The sequence below is a fragment of the Robinsoniella sp. genome (genome assembly GCF_034124845.1).
In genome coordinates this window covers 1-20,910 of sequence record NZ_JAWYAJ010000025.1, presented here as the reverse complement: position 1 = coordinate 20,910, position 20,910 = coordinate 1, and the positions used below count along the sequence as shown (strand labels likewise).

The window sequence follows — 20,910 nt, the reverse complement described above, 5'->3', positions numbered from 1 at the left end:
ATATGTTATCAATAACACCAAAACTACACCTATATATTTCCAAGTCGAATCCCGTATTCTATAAAGATAGCCTGCAGTCCGGCTTTTATAAAAAGCCGTTAGACTGCAGGCTATCTTAGCAAATCTTATACCTTTTCGATTAGTTTCTCATTATTCTAAAACATAAGAAAAAACTGATTCCACCTAAAATACCATAAACCGATATAATCATATATACCTGCTGCAAGGTAAATAATCCTGTCAGCAATGCAAAGACAAGACTAAAACAGATCATCACTACATTTTGACCCATACCATAAAATGACATTACCGTAGCTCTGCCTTCTTCATTGATTCTGTTTTGTAACGCATCTACCAGCAATATTTCAGAGATTGCCATGGCCATCAGCCAAATTCCAAGTATGAATAAGGCATATTGATGCCAAAATAAAGTAAACATCACCAGAAATATACATGCCAGTCCATTAAACAGAAAGATTTGCTTGACAGAAGTAATCCTCTTCTTTACGATGGGTGCCAGAATATCACCAAGTGCAATAAAAATAAACCTCACCCCCAGAATCACACTGACCCAAATATTACTGAGCTTAAAATCGTGTACAATAAGGGCATCAAATTCATCCATATATTCTCCCAGGCTTACAAAAAGCACCAAAAACAATATAGAAATCAAGGCACCTCTGTTTCCTTTGAGAAAAATTACTGCTTCCTGAAAGGTTTTAAAAAATTCTTGGGATACATCATCCACTCTCTCTGAATAATAGTTTTTCTCTCTGATCTGTAAGACGACTATTACATTGACAAAACATATTACTGCAGATATTAGAGCAATGCTTTCTATATTGGCGATACTGGCAATGATACCTCCCGATACAACCCCGGTGATCGTACCCATATTGGCACAAAACCGGGCTTTTCCGTACACTTTAACAAAAATTTCTTCATTTCCGTCACTCTTGAGATTGTCATAGGTCAATCCCTCTTCCGTTCCGGAAATAAATGCACACGCAATAGCCCAAAAAACAAACCCAAACGCAAACATCAGAAACGAATGAGAAAAAAACCATATCATGAAGCATAATCCCTGTAGCAAAGCTGCTATAGCAAGCATATTTCTTCTGTTCCATCTATCTGCCAAAATCCCTGAGGGAACTTCAAATACTATGGTAAATAAACTCCAAAGTGCTAATAAAACAGCGATGTCCGTAACGGACATTCCCCTTTGGATAAATAAAATTGTATAAAAAGCATAGATGGGCATGCATTGACTCATGAATTTATAGATATATAATAGCTTAACTTGAAAAGTTTTTATTTTATTTTCCTCCAATTTTATCATCTATTATGTAAGATATAGATAATAAATGGAGGTCCCCGATTTCTGTATAAGGCTTAACAAGGGGGTCTTAAAATTATCATAGTTATCATCTCCTTCTCACTGATATATTTCCGGGCTATTCTGTTTTTGTTCTTCTGATTCACTTATTCTATTTTCAGTTATTCTGTTTTCAATTATTCTGTTTTCAGTTGTTCTCGGTACAGATTAATTGCAATCCTGGTTCCCCTGCCAACTTTCGACGATACTTTAATAGAATGCCCGAGTCTGTCTAAAATCTTCTTACAAAGATATAAACCAATACCTGTTGATTTCTTACCCATACGACCGTTATAACCGGTAAATCCATTTTCGAAAATACGTGGCAGGTCCTCTTCCTGAATGCCAATACCGGTGTCTTCGATAATTAATGTTTCCCGCTCATTTGGATCCATATATACCGATATTTTTCCTTCATTTGTGTATTTCAGAGCATTAGACAGGATCTGTTCTATCACAAATACCATCCATTTCTCATCTGTAATCACAGTATCATCCATTTCTTTTAACTCAAAAGGTATTTTCCGGTAAATAAAAACCGAACTGTCCTGCTTTACCGCTTTTCTTACCAAATCCAAAATTTTATATTCCTGAAGTTTCAAATCAGATGACATATTTTCCATTCGAAGATACTGCAATACCATATCAACATATCGCTCGATTTTAAGCAGCTGCTGTAACAGGCTCTGATTTCTGGCGTTGTCTTCTACCTGAATAAGCAAGCGCATCGCAGTAATTGGGGTTTTAATCTGATGTGCCCACAATGTGTAGTAATCCATCATATCTTTTTTACTGCGTTCTTCCTGTTCTTTTTCCTGGGCAGTGTCATGAAACAGCTTTAATAATATTTCCTGGTAATCCGCTTCCAGCAAGCTTCCCGTTGGAGGCAGATCATTGCATTCTACTGTGATTCTGCAAAAAAGACCTGCAAGCGCTATGTGTTTGCTTCTATATTTCCAATAGCTGATGATTGTCATTACAACACCAACCGCGAAACACAGTAAAAAAGCATAGCTGTATATTTTAACCGGTATTCCATATAGATAGAAGATCAGTATAAAGATACAGGAGAATATGAGAACTGCCACCATCTGCATCAGATGATCTTTCATATATCTGCCGATTATATTGTATTCCCTGATTTTATCCATTTACACCACCATATACCCTATTCCCTTTTTTGTTGCAATATAGCCTTCCAGACCAATGTCTTCCAACTTTTTACGCAGCCTTGTTATATTTACGGTCAGCGTATTATCATCAATAAAGCTGTCACTTTCCCATAAACGCTCCATGATAGCTTCCCGGGATACGACCTTTCCTGCATTTTCTAACAGGATCTGCAGTATCTTAAAATCATTTTTTGTGAGATCTGCTTTTTTCTCCTGATATAGTAATGTGGTATCACTCAGATTTAAAATGGCACCATTATGTTCTAAAACATTTGTCTGGCCCTGAAAAGCATATGTTCTTCGAAGCATTGCCTGAACTTTTGCTGCAAGTACAGTTAAATCAAAAGGTTTAGTAATAAAATCATCTCCGCCCATGTTAATCGCCATTACAATATTCATGTTATCACTCATAGACGACAGAAAAATAATTGGAACCTTAGAGATCTTCCTGATTTCCTGACACCAGTGATATCCATTGAAGAAAGGCAGAGTTATGTCCATGAGAACCAGCTGTGGATCAAATGCGATAAAGTTTTCAATGACCTTCTCAAAGTCTGTGATAACCTCCGTCTCCATCCCCCATGTCCGTAAATATTCTTTTACTGACGAAGCGATAATCATGTCATCTTCCACAATTAATATTTTATACATTCTGTCATCCTTTCACTCTTATGTTCTTTTATTAATTTCTGTATGTCCATCATATTATTTTACCACCCATCTGTCAAGCAGTGACAAAACGAGTTTGAAAATCGCTTTGTGACTGCTGAGCATTCCAGTCTGCTTCATGGATGTGCCAATTTAAAAGGCGCAGCGGGCTGCGTGGACTAAATTTAGCGCATTCTGGCTGCAAACTTGGGCGTGCTGATATCAGAAATGACTTTTCAAACGCACTCTGATTCCGTCAATTTCGTTTTATAGAGAATTTGAGACACAAAAAAAGAAGGATTCCCACCTTCTATTCCTTTCTTACCGTTTCTACTTCCGTTTGGTTTGTTATTTTGGAAAGGTTATAATCGTTTTGTGACAGGGATGTACCAAATTGGTTGGTGCAGATCACTACACCCACTGGTTGAATTTGGTGCATTCCTACCGCAAAGTATCTTATGCAGGCACATTTTCAGACCCGTTCATGAAGTTGAAATTAAGTTGTCAGCATGGTCTGCAACAACAGCCGCACAGCATATTCATACAGCAAATCTGTGTACAACAGCTTGTATCAAAATTCTGGGGCATTCCACCGTAACCACTGCCCATTGTCTGATACCACTGCCCACCGGACTCCAACTGTCTCTTAAGCTGTTGGTACTGGAAATTATTCGGCTCCAGAGCTGCAGCCCGGGATGCAAAATCTTTAGCATTGAGATTATTGCCGATTCCCGCGTTAGCAAGCGCACTGAGATAATACCACTTCGCATTGCGCTGTGAAATATTATTTAAAACGTTCAGAGCTTCCTGAAAGTGTCCGGCATTAATATAATTCGCCGCTGCCTGGTATTCGATCGGCTCGCCACTCTCATACTGACGCTGACCGAATCCACCGCCATAGCCGCCAAAACCCTGTCCCTGTCCATAACCCTGACTGCTTTGTCCGCCGTAACCGCCCGTATATCCGCCGGTACGCTCTTTCATGATCTGATCGTAGGCCTGCTGTACCTCTTTGAATTTCTCCTCTGCCTGATCCTTATTGGGATTGTTCAGATTAGCATCGGGATGATATCTCCGGCTCATTTGCCTATATGCTTTTTTTACCTCATCATCAGATGCTGAAGACGGAATCCCCAGCACCTTATATGGATCCATTATCATTCTTATTTCCTGCTCTTTCCTTCGTTACTTTTTCGTATTTCACCCAAACTCCGGAATACAATATATTTCTTAGTATATCAACATTTTCTAAAATTGGCAACCTCTCAAATGCCCTGGAACATTCTGCCATCATCAGCATCATCATATCTTTGCACTTTTCGGTAAAATCAGAATCTTTCATCATTGGTATGAGAGGGTTATAATTTCCAGCTTTTTTATCCTTTTCCACATCTTCATAGGCATCCATCAGATAAATGAATTTCCCCAGATAAAAACCCATCTGGCCTAACGGTTCCTTCCATTCATCCTTTTTATAGATAAACAATTCTTTTAGTACGGTACCGGTAAGCCCTGCTGCTACATCCAGGTTTTTTTCTTTGCGCACTTCACATTCGTGCATTCTTTTCATATATCTTTGGATTGCCCTGCGCTGCCTCGGATACCTTACTGCCGTTTCTTTATACTTTTTATGTATCATCCTGGCAAGCATAAGTTTGGCAGCATTATGATCATCAAACCAATCATCCATTAAATTATGGTAAGCCAGAAGTACATTCATATCCGCCGCATAATCCAGCATTTCATTTTCAGCAATCAATTCTTTTTTTGAAGGATGTAACACACACCTTTGCAGCTTAAGTTCATCCTGGGACTCATAAAGACTTGATAACAGCAGCCCCAGAAAAGTCATATCAAAGGTCAGCAAAACCTTTCCCCTGACCCCATATTGCTTTCCCAACCGCTTACACAACCCGCAATAGTATGCCCGGTAGGTCTTATAATCCTTAATTTTAATTTCATCCTGATTAATCGTCACATATCCGAACATCACTCAATCCTCTGCTTTTCTATCAACTCTTCTTTATAAACTGGTCTCCGCATTTGGGACAGGTAATGGATATCTTTCCTTTGCCCCGGGGAATCCGTATTTTCTGTTTGCATTTCGGACATTTGTAAATATGAAAATCTTTACTCTGTTCCAGACGTTTTTTCTGTCCGTTGAACAATCCGGTAACTCTGCCTTTTAACTCCAGAAACTTCTGGTTTTCCCCATAACGTTTCTGGATATTTTTCGAAAACATCCTCACGTAAATCAAAGCCAGCAAAATCAACGGAACCCATGAAAACAACCCGCTTCTGATAAAAATTGATAAAACTACTAATACAAAAGCCACAATTATCATAAATCTTGATAATTCATCTGCTCCATACCGTCCCATCATAAACCTTTGAAACTTCTCCTTCACTTCCAAATCCTCCTAAATATTATTTCCATCATTAATAGTATTATAGGTTGTATGAAAATTTAAATCAATAAAGGATTCATAAAATTTTTGTAAACAGTTTACTTTGTCGATTTATGTATAAATTTAGCAAAATAATTCTCTTGTCATAATATGATGAATATGGTAGAATTTCTTTGTATTGGTAAAAATCTAGTACGTTTCACAACTCGCGCTCCGCAGGCTTCCCCAAGAACTGCGGGGTACTCCCAAAATTTGATTCTTTTATCCCCGGCATAGCGCCGGGGTTTTTTTATTATCTTTCCGTTTGGATTACACTGCAGTTAATGAAAATGCTAACCTACTCCTCTTTATTAATCTGCTTAAAAATCTGGTTCACATATGTGCTTAAGCCCGCCACCAGTATACCCTGCACAATGGCAGTAAATAAGCCCAGGGCAATATCCTGCCCTGTTATAAACCTGGATGTGGCAACCACCCATATACCGCATATCACTATTCCAATAAAACCAACTGCCAACGGGATGTATTTATCCGAAAGCAAAGTGCTCTGCTTTAGCCATTTGCCTATAAAATACAATATAATAGCAACCACAATCAATCCTGGCTTAATATAATCCATAATATCCATATTGTTTACCCCCTGTCTATGATGCTTTATTTATATGCTTTCCCCATTCCTCATGTGCCGCATGCTGCCTCAGCTCATAATACGGTGTATCATGTCTCGTCATATCATGTCATGCCGTATACCAACTTGCCGGCTCACGGGTGTATAATATTCAGCAGAAATAATTAAACAGTCTCATTGCATGGATCGTCAATATACACTATACTTGTTACAGGAGGTGTTATTATGGCAAATGAAGATAAAAAAGATTTCAATGCAATGTTAAATGATGGGAAGGATATGCCGAAATTCCAGACGGTGACAGACCCAAAAAGTATCCGGAAATATGGCGGTGATAAAATGTATTTCGCCCCGCCTGCTGCCTATGACAGTGTAATGAAAACCGTGCCTTTTGGAAAAGTTCTTACTATAGGAAAAATTAGGGAATATTTTGCGAAGATAAACGGTGCAGATTTCACGGAACCAATTACAGCCGGAATCTTTGTTTCCATAGCTGCATGGGCAAGTTACCAGCGAAGTGATGATAAAACCCCATACTGGAGGACATTAAAGGCGAATGGGGAATTAAATCCCAAGTACCCGGGCGGAGTGGAAGCGCAAAAAGAAAAGCTGGCAGAAGAGGGACATACGATTATTCAAAAAGGACGAACGAATATACGATATTATGTCAAAGATTATGAAGATGTGATATTTGAATTAGATCGTACTTCTGAAAAAAACTGATGCTAAACATTGGGTTTAATTGCATATTTTATTTTAAAACAAAAAAACCCTTGTATCTCAAGGGTTTTTCCAAGCTCCTGGCCGGATTTGAACCGGCGACCTACGCATTACGAATGCGGCGCTCTACCAGCTGAGCCACAGAAGCATGTGGTTGATTATCAACCACCGACCTAAGTTATTATATACAAATTTTAGGAATTTTGCAAGCTTTTTTTACTATTTCTTCTTATTTTCTTCTATGTTTGTTATCTGGTTATATTGTTAAGAAGGGATAGAGAATCAACACAAGGAAAACGATGATTAAAACACCTGCGCAGATGCCGGAAACTACCTTTGTCTCCGTTATTTGTCTACTGGTTGCCCCTGGCAGATTCTTCTTTACATACTGGCGATATATGATTGCCAGATCGGCATATACGAATAGCGCAGCCATTGTGCCGGCAGCAATTGCGGCTAAAAAACTTAACCTTTTTCCATCTGGACCTCCAAATATTTCCAAGGCATATAGCAGCATCCAAAATACCAGGATCCCTATACAATAACTAAAAATTATTCCGATCAGATTTCTGATTCCCACATCTGATTTACCCGGTAATCCGCAGTAACAATCATATGCAGCATCGCCTACACAAAATATTGCAGATGGAAAGAGTATAAGGATCAGCCATTTTGATGTTTCTACTGGTATTTCACGAAAAATATACAATAGTATCTGATACACGATAAAAGAGCTAAAATATACGAAATAACAAAAGCGGTTTCTTCTTCTCCACTCCTTTATCTGCCCATCCTCAACAGTATCCATAACCCGTATTTGATTCACCTCTTCGGGATGAACCAAAGCGTTCCAAAGATTATTTTTCATCTCATTCTCTCCCCCTTGACTTTAATCAATGCTGCCTGTTTTCTTAACAGTGGTAAAGAGTTTCCCGCTATCACTGAAATCAACATCTATCACTTTTACTTCTATCATAAGTATACTGCAATCTGGCTCTGACCGCAATCATATCTGACAAATTCTAACAAAAATAAAGATGCAGCTTACTGTGCTAACAGCAAACTGCATCATTCCATATCCTGATTTATTTTGTCTCTGACTCTGTTTCTGTTTCTGTTTCCGATTCCGTTTCTGACTCGGTCTCAGCAGTAATGCCAATCTTAGAAGATTTCCCGAAATCTCTACTATAGGATTCCTTTGTAGTCTGTTCACTGGAATCTTCTGTCTTTTCTTCAGCCAGATCTTCAGTTGAATATCCAGTTGTTTTATCTGATGATTTTTCTGAGGTTTTCTCTGTAGATTCTACTTTTGGCCCTACTCCAGTGAGTTTCTGAATTTTTTGACTCAGATCTTTGACTCTGGCTGAAGGATCATAATCTTCTGTACCAAAAAGGAATTCATGCAGTTTTACTACATTGCTTTCCAATGTCTGGGGTACTTCATCATCTCCTGATCCACCTTTGCCGCCGGTCTTATGATCGTAAGGGAATCCGATTGTCTCAGTTATATTATAGGATAACATTCCCATTCCCATAGAAATCATCTCTGCCTGAGTCATACTGGTGCGGATCATAGGAAATATTCCATCCATGACTTTATTCAGTGTTCCGACATCTGCTTTTTTCACCTTTTCAACGATCTTCTCGATTACTTCCCTCTGGCGTTCGGTTCTCTTGAAATCGTTTCCTGCGGTATAACGGATTCTGGAATAGGAGGTTGCCTGTACGCCATTCATGTTGTAAGTACCTGCACCCGGAAGCTTTTCATAGCTCTTGCCTGTTACTTCTGAAGTTTCCACACAATAATTATTCAGATGCACGCTTTCCGCTTCATCTACGGTCAGTTCTATTCCGCCCAATAAATCCACGATCTCAGCTAATGCATTAAAATCAACGGATATATAATCCTGAATTTTCAAATCAAAGTTTTCATTTAATGTAGATACAGCTCGTTCCGCTCCGCCATTGGCATATGCGGCATTTGCTTTTCTGTATAAATCTCCGCCAATATATAAGTACGTATCACGGTAAATAGATACCAGTTTTACTTCTTTTGTATCGTTATTGATGCTTGCGATTATGATTGCATCACTGTTGGCCCGAGAGAGATCTTCATCTCTGGTATCCAGTCCAAAGAGTGCTATATTCGTATATCCTTTGATAACTTTATTCGTTTCCAGTTCTTCATTTACTACTACTTTGTCCATATTCATCTCACTGGACTGTATTTTACCCAGCTTGCTTTGCACATAAGAATATGCAAATGCCACTGCGGCTACAATCAGAAGCAGTATTACTCCTACGATAATCAAAATTTTTCTTTTCCTGCGTTTTTTATATGCTGGATCTTCTTTGTCCACTTTTTCTTTGTCCATTGGATTAATGCTCCTTTAAATAATCCCGTATTTTATTTTTTGTCACAGCTGAATCATATCCACTACCTTTGGAAAGAACGTCTGCACATTGTCATGATACACCATATCTGCAACGTTGTCAGCATAATGTTCCTGGGAATTTATTAAAATTAACCTTTGGCCCTGGAAGTATTGTATACACTCCCTGCATAATTCCGTTTTCAGATGCAGCCCCAGTACAAGCAGTACATCTGCTTTAGCCACTTCTTCAGCCGCCTTACTCATCACATGGTTATCTACCATCTCTCCTACCAGCCGTACACCCGGATGGAGCGGAATATTACATTCATCGCAGAGCGGAACACCCTCTGCTTTTTTTATATATTCCAGCGAAAACTGTTTTAAACATCTTGGGCAATGGTTATTCTCATAAATATTTCCGTGTAGATTAATTACTTTTTTGCAGCCTGCTCTCTGGGGAAGATTATATATTTCTCTTGTAATAATATATTTTAGCCTTCCCATTGCCTCTAGTCTGGCCAGTGCATCGTATGCAGGTCCTGGTTCTTCTTCATTTTGGGACAGAATGTCATCTTTATAGTAATTATAAAATTTTTCCGGATTGGTCGCAAAGCAGCGGGCAGAAAATAATTCCTCCGGAGAGTACCCGTACTTTCTTTCAATTCGATAGGCCTCATCTTTGTCGTGATAATGAGATATGCCTACCTCTCGCATCATATTCAGGCCTCCTAGGGCCACCAGATATTCAGATTGCTGTATTGCTTTGATTAAATAGTCTATCTTCATAAACTCATCCCTTTCCTTAAAGCAATCTGCACATTGCAAGATATTTTATTTTATAAAACGGTCTATAGCTTTATTCAATTCTTCAATCGCCTGTGTATCGCCCGACTCAACTGCATCAATCAGGCAATGCTGAATGTGGTCGTGCAGAATGACCTTTCCCGTATTGTTAATTGCTGCTTTTACCGCTGATAACTGGATGAGGACTTCACTGCAGTCCCTTCCGCTTTCTACCATCCTCTTAATGGACTCCAGATGCCCGATTGCCCGTGATAAACGGTTCATAACCGCTTTTGTGCTCTCATGGGAATGTACATGTCCATGGGAATGTGGAACGGACTCATTTTCATGAACATGCATGTGCATATGTTCATACACAGTCCCATCCTCCCTTACATGTGTATGGGCTCCGGATAGATGTTCCTGTGTTTCACTATTCCTTTCTTCATCCGTTTCTTTTGTTACTGCCATAACAGTTACCTCCTGTTTATCTCCTTTTGTACCTCTGCATTTTTTATTGTAACATCTAATTGATTATACGGAATGTTAATGCCATCCTGGTCAAACGCATATTTTACACGTTCCATGATTCTCCATCTTGCCGGCCAGTAATCCTCCGGTTTAACCCAGGATCGAAACCCTAATTCCACGCTGCTAGCTGCCAGATTATCCACGAAGATTTCGATTGGTTCTTCCTTTAATATTGCAATATCATTATTTAGGATTCCCTCCAGAATCTCTTTCGCCTTTCTGATATCGGCTTTGTATGATATGCCGATCACCAGCCTCAGCTGCCTTTTATTCTGTCTTGATAAATTCGTCAGGCTTGTATTGGATAAGGAACCATTCGGTATGCTGATTGTCCGGTTGTCCGGTGTCAGTAAAGTAGTATAGAATAAATCTATCTTACTAACCGTGCCCTCATTGTCATTCACATCTTCTTTTATATAATCACCTATACTGAACGGCTTCATCAGCAGGAGAATAAATCCTCCTGCCAGATTCCCCAGGGATTCCTTAAGTGCCAGGACAATACCCACACCCATAGAACCCAATAATGCCGCAATGGAAGCTTCTTTAACTCCCAGATAAGTTGCAATTCCCGATACCAGTAAAATATAGAGAATTGCCTTTACCAGTGAATTAAGGAAATGTACGGAGCCTTCTTCCAGACCTGCACGCAGGAATGGTTTTTTCAGAAGCTTCAACATCCACTTTATCATCTTGCTTCCAATAAAAAATACAAGCAGGGCAATTAAGATTTTAATTCCAAAGTCGGCGATACCCGGAAGTTTCTGTTCAAAATACCGTACAACAGCGTTCGCCTTCTCTACCTGATCTGCAATTGTGTCTTCCATTTTAATTACCCTTTCATCTCTTTTAATTCTGATCCTTAATAATTCTTATTTCTGATCTTTTTCTGCATCCTGTTTCTTTTTTGTTCTGGCAGTACCAGCCGTTTTCTTTGCCGTCGATTTTTTCGCTGTCTTTTTGATCGGCTTCACTGGCTTTGCTGCTGCCTTTGTTACCTTTTCTGTCTTCACCGGCTCTGATACTGCCTTTGTTACCTTTTCTGTCTTCACCGGCTCTGATACTGCCTTTGTTAACTCTTCTGTCTTCACCGGCTCTAACTTCTCTGCCTTTACCTCAGCCGGCTTAACCACTGCTGGCTTGACTGGCACTGCCGATGCGGGTTCCACAGCCTGTACAGTGCTCTGGCTTTCCGCCTCTTCGATCTTCTTCTGAAGCTCTTCTTTCAGACTGCTTTTCTTCGCCTTGGTTTTAACCGGCTTTTGTTCAGCCTTTTTCTCTACCGCTTTCGTATAAGAGAAAATGGAGATTCCCATTGGCGGTACTTTTATGGAAATGGAATTCGGACGGTCATCACATTCATCTTTTTTGGAAAGCTTCACACGTGGATTCACCATCCCCGTTCCGCCGAATTCTTTTTTGTCACTGTTGAAGATTTCTTTGTACTTACCAGGATAAGGTACCCCTATTTTATGATTTTCATAAACAAGGGGAGAGAAATTACAAACGATTAACAGCATTTCATCCTTCTTGCGTGTATTTCTGGTAAAGACTAGCATATTTTCATTTGCAGATATATTATTAATCCACTCAAAACCTTTTGGATCATAATCCAGCTGATAAAGCGCCGGGTTCTTTACATAGAATGCATTTAATGCTTTTACATAATCCTGCATCTGTTTATGCTGTTTTACATCCAGCATGTCCCACTCCAGCTCTTTTTCTTCCGACCATTCCGAATACTGTGCAAATTCCTGACCCATGAACAAAAGCTTTTTCCCCGGATGTGCCATCATATATCCGTAAGCAGCACGCAGATTTGCGAACTGGTTTTTTGGCTCTCCCGGCATTTTACCGATCATGGAAGCCTTGCCATGAACAACTTCATCATGGGACAGTGTTAAGATAAAATCTTCACTGTAAGCATATACCATGCTGAAAGTCAGTTCCCCATGGTGACCGCCCCGAAACAGCGGATCCAGAGACATATAATGGATAAAATCATTCATCCATCCCATATTCCATTTATAATCAAATCCCAGTCCATCCTCTTCCAGAGGTGCGGTGATCTTCGGCCATGCCGTTGATTCTTCCGCTATGAGAATTGCGCCGCCTTCTTTTTTCTTAAACACTCCATTAAGCTGTTTGAAGAATTCAACAGCCTCCAGGTTTTCATTGCCGCCATACATGTTGGCAACCCATTCCCCGTCGTTTTTGCCATAATCCAGATATAGCATAGAAGCTACCGCATCCATGCGGATTCCGTCTACATGGTATTTTTCCGCCCAGAACAAAGCATTTGCAATGAGGAAATTCCTTACCTCAGGGCGCCCGTAATTGTAAATCAGCGTGCCCCAGTGAGGATGTGATCCCTGTCTGGGATCCAGATGTTCATAGAGGCAGGTTCCGTCGAAGGTACAAAGGCCAAAAGTATCTCTTGGAAAATGTGCCGGAACCCAGTCCAGAATTACGCCGATGCCCTGCTGGTGCATATAATCCATGAAGAACATAAAGTCTTCCGGCGTTCCATAACGGCTGGTCGGTGCATAATATCCGGTCACCTGATACCCCCAGGAGCCATCAAACGGATGTTCCATGATCGGCATCAGTTCTACATGGGTATACCCCATTTCTTTGATATATGCGGCGATCTGTGGTGCCAGTTCCCGATAACCCAGAAAATTCCTTTCTTCATCCCCGGGGAGTCTCCAGGAACCCAAATGCATTTCGTATACCACCATAGGTTCTTTTTTGGTATCGGTCTTCTTTCTTTTAGCAAGCCAGTCAGCATCTGTCCATTTAAAACCACGAATATCGGCTACAACCGATGCATTGTTCGGTCTTAACTCGGCGGCATTGGCATATGGATCGGCTTTCAGATAGGTAAGTCCGCCTTTTGCTTTAATCTCATATTTATAGACAGCCCCCACTTTAACTCCGGGAATAAATAATTCAAATATTCCGCTGTCCCACAGCCTTCTCATTGGAAAACGTCTGCCATCCCATAAATTAAAGTCGCCAACAACGCTGACTCTGGTAGCATTAGGCGCCCATACTGCGAAGTACACACCTTCGGTTCCCCCCAGGGTCATGGGATGGGCTCCCAGCTTTTCATAAATATCATAGCAGATTCCTGCATTAAACTTTTTTGTATCCTTTTCCGTAATCTGCGGTGCAAACGCATACGGATCTTTTATCTCTTCCGTTTCTCCGGTATCATAAGTAATTTTAAACGTGTAATCAGGAATGCTCTTTCTGGGTATCAACACTGCAAAGTACCCTGCCTCATCTTCCAGTTCCATTTCGTATTCCTTTTTAATCCCATCTATACACACGGCAACCTGAACTGCCCGGGGAATAAATGCCTGTATCAATACGCCTTCTTCTGTAAGATGTGCTCCCAATAATGAATGGGGATTGTCCTCTTCTGAATAAACAATTGCCTCAATTGCTGCCCAATCCATTAACTCGTATAATTTTTCATTCATAGCATACCCTCCTTGTCCCATTTCTATATGGCTATTTTACCACATTTATCTTATGAATGGAACTAAAACTGTTCCCGCGGTATTACGTAAGGCTGTGGATAAACAATCCGCTTCTGAGTTTAGGTTCAAACCAGGTAGATTTCGGTGGCATCAGGAGCCCGGCATCTGCTACTGCAAACAGTTCTCCTATGGAGGTGGGATACATGGAAAATGCCACACCGCCGCACTCTTTCACTCTCATTTCAAGCTCCGAAAGCCCACGGATTCCGCCAACAAAATCAATCCTTTTATCCGTCTTGGGATCTTGGATTCCAAGCACCGGATGTAATAATTCATCTTGTAAAACAGATACATCCAGACCTTTTACCGGATCATCTGAAACATATGCCGGTTTCACCTGCAGGCGGTACCAGCCGTCTGTTAAATACATTCCTAAAATTCCCTTTGCATCCGGCTTCACCGGGACTTCAGATTTTTGGATATCAAATTTGTCTGCCACCTGATCTCGGAATGTTTCCCCGGACATTCCATTTAAATCCATCACAACCCGGTTATAATCCAAAATCAGAAGCTCGTCTTCCGAAAATAAAACCGAAAGGAAATAATTGAATTCTTCCGTACCGTCATAGTCTGGATGTGCTTCTCTGCGCTTTAAACCAACCTTAACCGCTGATGCTGCACGGTGATGCCCATCCGCTATGTAAATATGCCCAACCTTTCCAAAAGCTTCCTGAATCTCCCGGTTCAGATTCTCATCCTCTATTTTCCATCCCCTGTGGGTAATCCCATCCGGCGATACAAAATCAAATACCGGTTCCTCTGCTTTTCCCTGTAAAACAAGCTTTTTCAGCACCTCGTTTTTACGGTAAGCCAGGAAGATCGGTCCCGTCTGGGCATCACAGCTGTCTACATGGCGGATACGGTCCTGTTCTTTATCTGCTCTGGTATTCTCATGCTTTTTAATCACACCGCTCATATAATCATCAATAGACGCACAGGCTACGATGCCTGTCTGTGACCTGCCATCCATAACCAGCTCATAGAGATAATAACAGCTTGACTTATCCTGTACAAATTGCCCCTCTGCTTTCATCTCCCATAGAATATCATGGGCTTTTTGATAAACGGGGGGGGCATAGGTATCCACCGCATCCGGAAACTGTGTTTCCGCACGGTCAATTTTTAAAAAACTATAGGGTTCCTTTTCTACCTCTGCTTTTGCTTCCTTCCTGTTATAAACGTCATAGGGAAGTGCCGCAATTTTGGATGCCAGGTCTTCTCTTGGACGGATTGCCCGAAATGCCTTTACTTGTGCCATTAATTCTTCCTGCCTTTCACTATTTTCTGAAATTCTTCCTGTAATTTCTCCCACAATATACCATATTCCCTGCGGTTTTTTCTCACGGACCTTGCAACTGTCTTTGCTGCCTTCACAGGCCGTAATATCTTTTTTACCTGATACAACATGAAATACCTCCTGTCTCGGATCCGGGCGGCAGCAGCCAGCCCATCCCCATTTTTAACAGTCTCTGACCTTTATACTGCTTATCCTTCTCCTGATACAAAAATTGCCGCAAAACCTCACATTTTGCGACAATTATGTTCATCATTATTTAATCACTCGAACCTTCAGCACGCCTTCGATATTCTTCAGAGTGTTTCTTACATCCTCCGGAAGATGGGTATCTAAATCAAATAACGAATATGCATAATCACCTTTACTTGTATTCGTCATATTGGCAATGTTCAGATCTGCGGAACCAAGAACGGATGCGAACTGTCCGATCATGTTCTTGGTATTTCTGTGATTAATTGCAATACGGCATACGTGGGAACATTCGCCCATATTACAGTTTGGATAATTTACGGAATTTTGAATGTTACCGTTTTCCAGATAATCCTTTAACTGTTTGACTGCCATAATTGCACAATTTTCTTCTGATTCTTCAGTGGATGCACCCAGATGAGGAATTACCAGGCATCCCTTTTCTCCTGCTGTAGTTGGATTTGGGAAATCCGTTACATATTTCTTTACCTTACCTGTACGCAGAGAAGTTACCATAGCATCTTCGTCTACCAGCAGGTCTCTGGCAAAGTTCAGAATGACAACGCCGTCTTTCATCAATGCGATTGCATCCTGATTAATCATCTTCTTCGTAGCATCCATCAGCGGAACATGAATGGTGATATAATCACATTCTCTGTAGATATCATCTACCTGCTGGATATGTTTAATGCTTCTGGAAAGGTTCCAGGCTGCATCTACGGAGATATAAGGATCGTATCCGTAAACTTCCATTCCAAGATGTGTTGCCGCATTTGCAACGGCTACACCGATTGCACCAAGACCGATAATACCCAGTTTTTTACCCTGTATTTCCGAACCGGCAAAGTTTTTCTTTTCCTTTTCCGTCGCTTTTGCAATTAACTCATTCTGTCTTTCAGACTGAACCCAGTTTACACCGCCTACGATATCACGTGCCGCTAAAAGCATACCTGCGATGACCAGTTCCTTAACACCGTTTGCATTTGCACCAGGTGTATTAAATACTACAATACCCTGATCTGCGCATTTGTCAAGGGGGATATTATTTACCCCTGCTCCGGCTCTTGCAATTGCTTCAATGGTTTCAGGGAACTCCATGTTATGCATTGCCGCACTTCTTACTAATATGGCATCCGCATCCTGGTACTGATCCACTTTTTCATAGTTCTCTGTAAACAGACTCGTTCCGGCTTCCGCAATGGGATTTAAACAATTATATTTCAACATTTTACAGATTCTCCTCTTCGAATTTCTTCATAAATTCCACTAATTTTACAACACCTTCTATTGGCATTGCATTATAGATGCTGGCTCTCATACCACCTACGGATCTGTGACCTTTCAGATTCTCAAATCCTGCTGCTTTTGCTGCTTTTACAAACTTCGCATCTAACTCGTCATTTCCGGTAACAAATGGTACATTCATGAGAGAACGGTCCTCTTTTACTACCGTTCCTTTGAATAATCTGCTGTTATCCAGGAAGTCATAGAGGATTGCTGCTTTCTTTTCATTATGTAATTTCATTGCATCCAAACCGCCCATTTTTTTCAGCCATTTGAAGACTTTACCGCACATATAAATGCAATAGCTGTTTGGTGTATTGTACAGAGATTTTGCATCTGCATGTGTCTTATACTGTAGCATGGTTGGGGTTCCGGGAAGGGTATCTTCCGTAATCAGATCTTCCCGGATGATAACGATTACCATACCTGCAGGACCGATATTTTTCTGAACGCCGCCATAAATAATTCCATATTTAGTCACATCAACTGGTTCTGATAAGAAACAGGAAGAAACATCTGCTACCAGAGTTTTACCTTTTGTATTTGGCAAGGTCTTAAACTTCGTCCCGTAAATTGTGTTATTCTCACAGATATACACATAATCTGCGTCTTCACTGATCGGTAAATCAGAGCAGTCCGGAATATAGGAAAATGTCTGATCCTCAGAAGTAGCAATTTTATTTGCCTTTCCATACTTCTGTGCTTCCTGGTAAGCTTTTTTTGCCCACTGGCCTGTAACAATATAATCTGCTACTTTGTTTTTCATCAGATTCATTGGTATCATGGCAAACTGCTGTGACGCACCGCCCTGCAAAAACAGTACCTTATAATTGTCCGGTATCTTCATCAGATCACGTAAATCCTGTTCTGCTTCGCAGATAATTTCATCAAAAACCTGAGATCGGTGACTCATTTCCATTACGGACATTCCGGACCCCTTATAGTCCAGCATCTCTGCTGCTGCTTCTTTTAGTACTTCTTCCGGTAATACTGCCGGACCCGCTGAAAAATTGTACACTCTGCTCACTTTTGTTTCCTCCTCATAATTAAACGCTTTTTTACTTTACCATCCTAAATTGGACTCATAAGCACTATTTTATCGCTATGCTAAAAAATAGTCAATAGGTTATTTTAAATCATCCTGGTCAAATGCTTCTTCAATCGCAGCACCTGCCGGTACCATTGGGAATACTTTGTCATCACAGTCGATCTGGCAGTCGATGACAACGGGTCTTCCAAGAGCAATTGCTTTTTCAAGAGCCGGCGCTACTTCTTCTTTTTTGGTAACGCGGATTCCTTCCGCTCCCATGGCTTCTGCCAATTTCACGAAATCTACAGCGTCATTTAATATGGTATGTGAATAACGCTTTTCATAGAACAATGTCTGCCACTGGCGCACCATTCCAAGAACATGATTGTTAATAACAACCTGAATAATCGGAATGTTATATCTGGCTGCCGTAGCAATTTCATTCATATTCATACGGAAACAGCCGTCTCCTGCAATATTAATGACGGTCTTATCCGGGCATCCAAGTTTCGCTCCAAGACTGGCACCCAGACCATAACCCATGGTTCCAAGCCCGCCTGAAGTAATAAATGTCCGGGGCGCTTTATATTTGTAATACTGTGCTGCCCACATCTGATGCTGTCCCACTTCTGTGGTAATCACCGCATCCCCTTTGGTAACACGGTAGATTTCTTCCACAATATAAGGACCGGTTAAGCCTTCTTCCTTATATTTTAACGGAAATCTCTGTTTCAGATCTGCAATCTGAGCCAGCCATTCGTCATGACGATGTTCTTCAATCCTTGCATTTAATCTCTTTAAGACTTCTTTTACATCGCCGATAATACTTTCATTTACAATAATATTTTTATTAATTTCAGCAGGATCTACATCAATCTGTACGATCTTTGCATTTTTGGCAAATCGTTCAGCATTCCCCACAACACGGTCGCTGAATCTGGCGCCGATGGTAATTAAAAGATCACACTGGGTAACTCCAAAGTTCGAGGTCTTCGTTCCGTGCATTCCCAGCATACCGCAATACAGTTCACTTGTACCGTCAAATGCCCCTTTACCCATCAGGGTATCTGCAACCGGAGCATGCACTTTTTCCACAAATTCATTTAATTCTTTCGACGCCTCTGCAATTACCGCACCGCCGCCTACGAATACAAATGGTTTTTTGCATTTATTAATTAAGCCGATGACTGCTTCCAGATCATCTTCTTTGATGTAATCTGTTTTCCGTTCAATGGGTTCCGGTTTTACCTTTTCATATTCTGTTTCATTTGCAGTGACATCTTTGGTAATGTCAATCAGAACCGGTCCCGGCCTTCCCTCTTTTGCGATAATAAATGCACGCCGAATAGTCTCAGCCAGTTTTTCAACATCTTTGACAATAAAGTTATGTTTGGTAATGGGCATTGTCACACCTGCAATGTCAATTTCCTGAAAACTGTCCCTGCCAAGGAGGGGTACCGCAACATTTGCCGTAATTGCCACCAGGGGCACAGAATCCATATATGCTGTCGCAATGCCGGTTACCAGATTCGTAGCACCCGGTCCGGAAGTTGCCATGCAGACACCGACTTTTCCGGTTGCACGGGCATAGCCGTCCGCTGCATGGGCTGCTCCCTGCTCGTGTGAGGTGAGTACATGGCGGATTTCACCGTCATGCTTATATAAAGCATCATAAATATTGAGAATGGTGCCGCCCGGATATCCGAATACGGTATCAACTCCCTGCTCTTTTAAACATTCTATTACAATTTCTGAACCTGTTAATCTCATCTGCTTACCTCTTTTCTATATCTTTGGTATTTCCAGGATTGCGCCGCGGTTGCCGGAAGTAACCATCGCTGCATAACGTGCCAGATAGCCAGTGGTAATCTTTGGCGTTCTCGGCTGCCATTTTGCTCTTCTCTCTTTTAATTCTTCCTCAGAAATGACAAAGTCCAGTTTATTTTCCGGGATATTAATCCGGATGGTATCTCCTTCTTCCACCAGGGCTATCGGTCCTCCAACTGCTGCTTCCGGTGATATGTGTCCAATCGCCGCTCCTCTGGAAGCACCGCTGAAACGTCCGTCTGTAATCAGGGCTACGCTGGAACCAAGTCCCATTCCCATAATAGCTGAAGTGGGGTTTAACATTTCACGCATACCCGGTCCGCCTTTTGGTCCTTCGTAACGGATGACAACTACATCTCCAGCATTAATTTTACCATTCTTAATTGCTTCAATCGCATCTTCTTCGCAGTCAAATACTCTTGCAGGTCCTTCATGCACCATCATTTCCGGAGCTACTGCCGAACGTTTTACAACACCGGAGTCCGGTGCCAGGTTTCCCTTTAATACTGCGATTCCACCTGTTTCACTGTATGGATTTTCAATTGGACGGATCACTTCCGGGTTGAGATTTTTACAATTTTCAATATTTTCTTTTACTGTCTTGCCGGTTACCGTAATGAGGTCTGTATGAAGGAGGTTTTTCTTATCCAGTTCATTCATAACTGCATAAACCCCGCCTGCCTCATTTAACTCCTCAATATAGGTGTGTCCGGCTGGTGCCAGATGGCACAGATTTGGAGTAATCGCACTGATTTCATTTGCAATATCTAAATTCAATTCCACTCCCGCTTCATGGGCAATTGCCGGAAGATGCAGCATACTGTTCGTGGAACATCCGAGTGCCATGTCTACGGTCAGTGCATTCATAAATGCATCTTTTGTCATGATATCTCGTGGACGGATATTTTTCTCTAACATTTCCATTACTTTCATTCCGGCGTGTTTTGCAAGACGGATACGGTCAGAATAAACTGCAGGAATTGTACCGTTTCCTCCCAGCCCCATACCCAGTACTTCTGTGAGACAGTTCATGCTGTTTGCCGTATACATTCCGGAACAGGAACCGCAGGTCGGGCAAGCCTTGCATTCGAATTC

Annotated in this window: 20 protein-coding genes and 1 tRNA gene; 1 reads left to right on the top strand and 20 read right to left on the bottom strand. The window is 41.1% G+C overall.

Annotation, left to right across the window (positions count from 1 at the left end):
• Positions 1-139 precede the first annotated feature (139 nt).
• The 7 genes from ACH2DQ_RS01275 to ACH2DQ_RS01245 form a co-directional block, all read right to left on the bottom strand.
• Positions 140-1,261: an MFS transporter gene (locus ACH2DQ_RS01275; protein ID WP_394915552.1), complete on the bottom strand. Its 1,122-nt coding sequence runs from the start codon at positions 1,259-1,261 to the stop codon at positions 140-142.
• Positions 1,262-1,512: 251 nt separating this feature from the next.
• Positions 1,513-2,526 (bottom strand): sensor histidine kinase, encoded by a 1,014-nt coding sequence (locus ACH2DQ_RS01270; protein ID WP_394915551.1) that lies wholly within the window; start codon positions 2,524-2,526, stop codon positions 1,513-1,515.
• The gene (locus ACH2DQ_RS01265) at positions 2,527-3,198 is read right to left on the bottom strand and encodes a response regulator transcription factor (RefSeq protein WP_394915550.1); all 672 of its coding nucleotides are present in this window, start codon (positions 3,196-3,198) and stop codon (positions 2,527-2,529) included. It lies immediately after the preceding gene.
• Positions 3,199-3,699: 501 nt separating this feature from the next.
• Positions 3,700-4,356 (bottom strand): DnaJ domain-containing protein, encoded by a 657-nt coding sequence (locus ACH2DQ_RS01260; protein ID WP_394915549.1) that lies wholly within the window; start codon positions 4,354-4,356, stop codon positions 3,700-3,702.
• Positions 4,337-5,185 carry a DUF5685 family protein gene (locus tag ACH2DQ_RS01255; RefSeq protein ID WP_394915548.1) on the bottom strand — a complete coding sequence of 283 codons (849 nt, stop codon included), beginning with the start codon at positions 5,183-5,185 and terminating at the stop codon, positions 4,337-4,339. Before ACH2DQ_RS01255 ends, ACH2DQ_RS01260 begins: the two co-directional genes overlap by 20 nt.
• Positions 5,186-5,207: 22 nt before the next feature.
• Positions 5,208-5,603, bottom strand: coding sequence for a hypothetical protein (locus tag ACH2DQ_RS01250; protein ID WP_394915547.1), 396 nt, complete (start codon positions 5,601-5,603; stop codon positions 5,208-5,210).
• Positions 5,604-5,940: 337 nt separating this feature from the next.
• Positions 5,941-6,231 (bottom strand): phage holin family protein, encoded by a 291-nt coding sequence (locus tag ACH2DQ_RS01245; protein WP_394915546.1) that lies wholly within the window; start codon positions 6,229-6,231, stop codon positions 5,941-5,943.
• A gap of 225 nt (positions 6,232-6,456) precedes the next feature.
• Here ACH2DQ_RS01245 and ACH2DQ_RS01240 point away from each other — a divergent pair, with 225 nt between their 5' ends.
• The gene (locus ACH2DQ_RS01240; protein ID WP_394915545.1) at positions 6,457-6,954 is read left to right on the top strand and encodes an MGMT family protein; all 498 of its coding nucleotides are present in this window, start codon (positions 6,457-6,459) and stop codon (positions 6,952-6,954) included.
• A 72-nt stretch (positions 6,955-7,026) separates the two neighbouring features.
• On the opposite strand, the gene ACH2DQ_RS01235 is transcribed toward ACH2DQ_RS01240, so the two are convergent.
• The 13 genes from ACH2DQ_RS01235 to ACH2DQ_RS01175 all read right to left on the bottom strand — a co-directional run.
• Positions 7,027-7,099, bottom strand: a tRNA-Thr gene (locus ACH2DQ_RS01235).
• A 108-nt stretch (positions 7,100-7,207) separates the two neighbouring features.
• Positions 7,208-7,819, bottom strand: coding sequence for a hypothetical protein (locus ACH2DQ_RS01230; RefSeq protein ID WP_394915544.1), 612 nt, complete (start codon positions 7,817-7,819; stop codon positions 7,208-7,210).
• Between the two features lie 217 nt (positions 7,820-8,036).
• Complete coding sequence (locus ACH2DQ_RS01225) at positions 8,037-9,326, bottom strand: LCP family protein (protein ID WP_394915543.1); 1,290 nt, start codon at positions 9,324-9,326, stop codon at positions 8,037-8,039.
• A gap of 42 nt (positions 9,327-9,368) precedes the next feature.
• Positions 9,369-10,043, bottom strand: coding sequence for an NAD-dependent deacetylase (locus ACH2DQ_RS01220; protein ID WP_394915542.1), 675 nt, complete (start codon positions 10,041-10,043; stop codon positions 9,369-9,371).
• Between the two features lie 114 nt (positions 10,044-10,157).
• Positions 10,158-10,475, bottom strand: coding sequence for a metal-sensing transcriptional repressor (locus ACH2DQ_RS01215; RefSeq protein ID WP_394915573.1), 318 nt, complete (start codon positions 10,473-10,475; stop codon positions 10,158-10,160).
• 110 nt (positions 10,476-10,585) lie between these two features.
• Positions 10,586-11,467: a mechanosensitive ion channel family protein gene (locus ACH2DQ_RS01210; RefSeq protein ID WP_394915541.1), complete on the bottom strand. Its 882-nt coding sequence runs from the start codon at positions 11,465-11,467 to the stop codon at positions 10,586-10,588.
• A 45-nt stretch (positions 11,468-11,512) separates the two neighbouring features.
• Positions 11,513-14,128 (bottom strand): 1,4-alpha-glucan branching protein GlgB, encoded by a 2,616-nt coding sequence (gene glgB, locus ACH2DQ_RS01205; protein WP_394915540.1) that lies wholly within the window; start codon positions 14,126-14,128, stop codon positions 11,513-11,515.
• 82 nt (positions 14,129-14,210) lie between these two features.
• Positions 14,211-15,446, bottom strand: a complete 1,236-nt coding sequence (locus ACH2DQ_RS01200; protein WP_394915539.1) for a DUF1015 domain-containing protein — start codon at positions 15,444-15,446, stop codon at positions 14,211-14,213.
• Positions 15,446-15,595, bottom strand: coding sequence for a hypothetical protein (locus ACH2DQ_RS01195; RefSeq protein WP_394915538.1), 150 nt, complete (start codon positions 15,593-15,595; stop codon positions 15,446-15,448). Before ACH2DQ_RS01195 ends, ACH2DQ_RS01200 begins: the two co-directional genes overlap by 1 nt.
• A 142-nt stretch (positions 15,596-15,737) precedes the next feature.
• Positions 15,738-16,901 (bottom strand): 3-phosphoglycerate dehydrogenase family protein, encoded by a 1,164-nt coding sequence (locus tag ACH2DQ_RS01190; RefSeq protein WP_394915537.1) that lies wholly within the window; start codon positions 16,899-16,901, stop codon positions 15,738-15,740.
• A gap of 1 nt (position 16,902) precedes the next feature.
• Positions 16,903-17,985: a 3-phosphoserine/phosphohydroxythreonine transaminase gene (serC, locus tag ACH2DQ_RS01185; protein WP_394915536.1), complete on the bottom strand. Its 1,083-nt coding sequence runs from the start codon at positions 17,983-17,985 to the stop codon at positions 16,903-16,905.
• A gap of 99 nt (positions 17,986-18,084) precedes the next feature.
• Entirely contained in the window at positions 18,085-19,758 is a 1,674-nt protein-coding gene (gene ilvB, locus ACH2DQ_RS01180; RefSeq protein ID WP_394915535.1) for a biosynthetic-type acetolactate synthase large subunit, read from the bottom strand.
• 15 nt (positions 19,759-19,773) lie between these two features.
• A partial coding sequence (locus ACH2DQ_RS01175; protein ID WP_395025189.1) for a dihydroxy-acid dehydratase occupies positions 19,774-20,910 on the bottom strand: 1,137 nt, incomplete at its 5' end.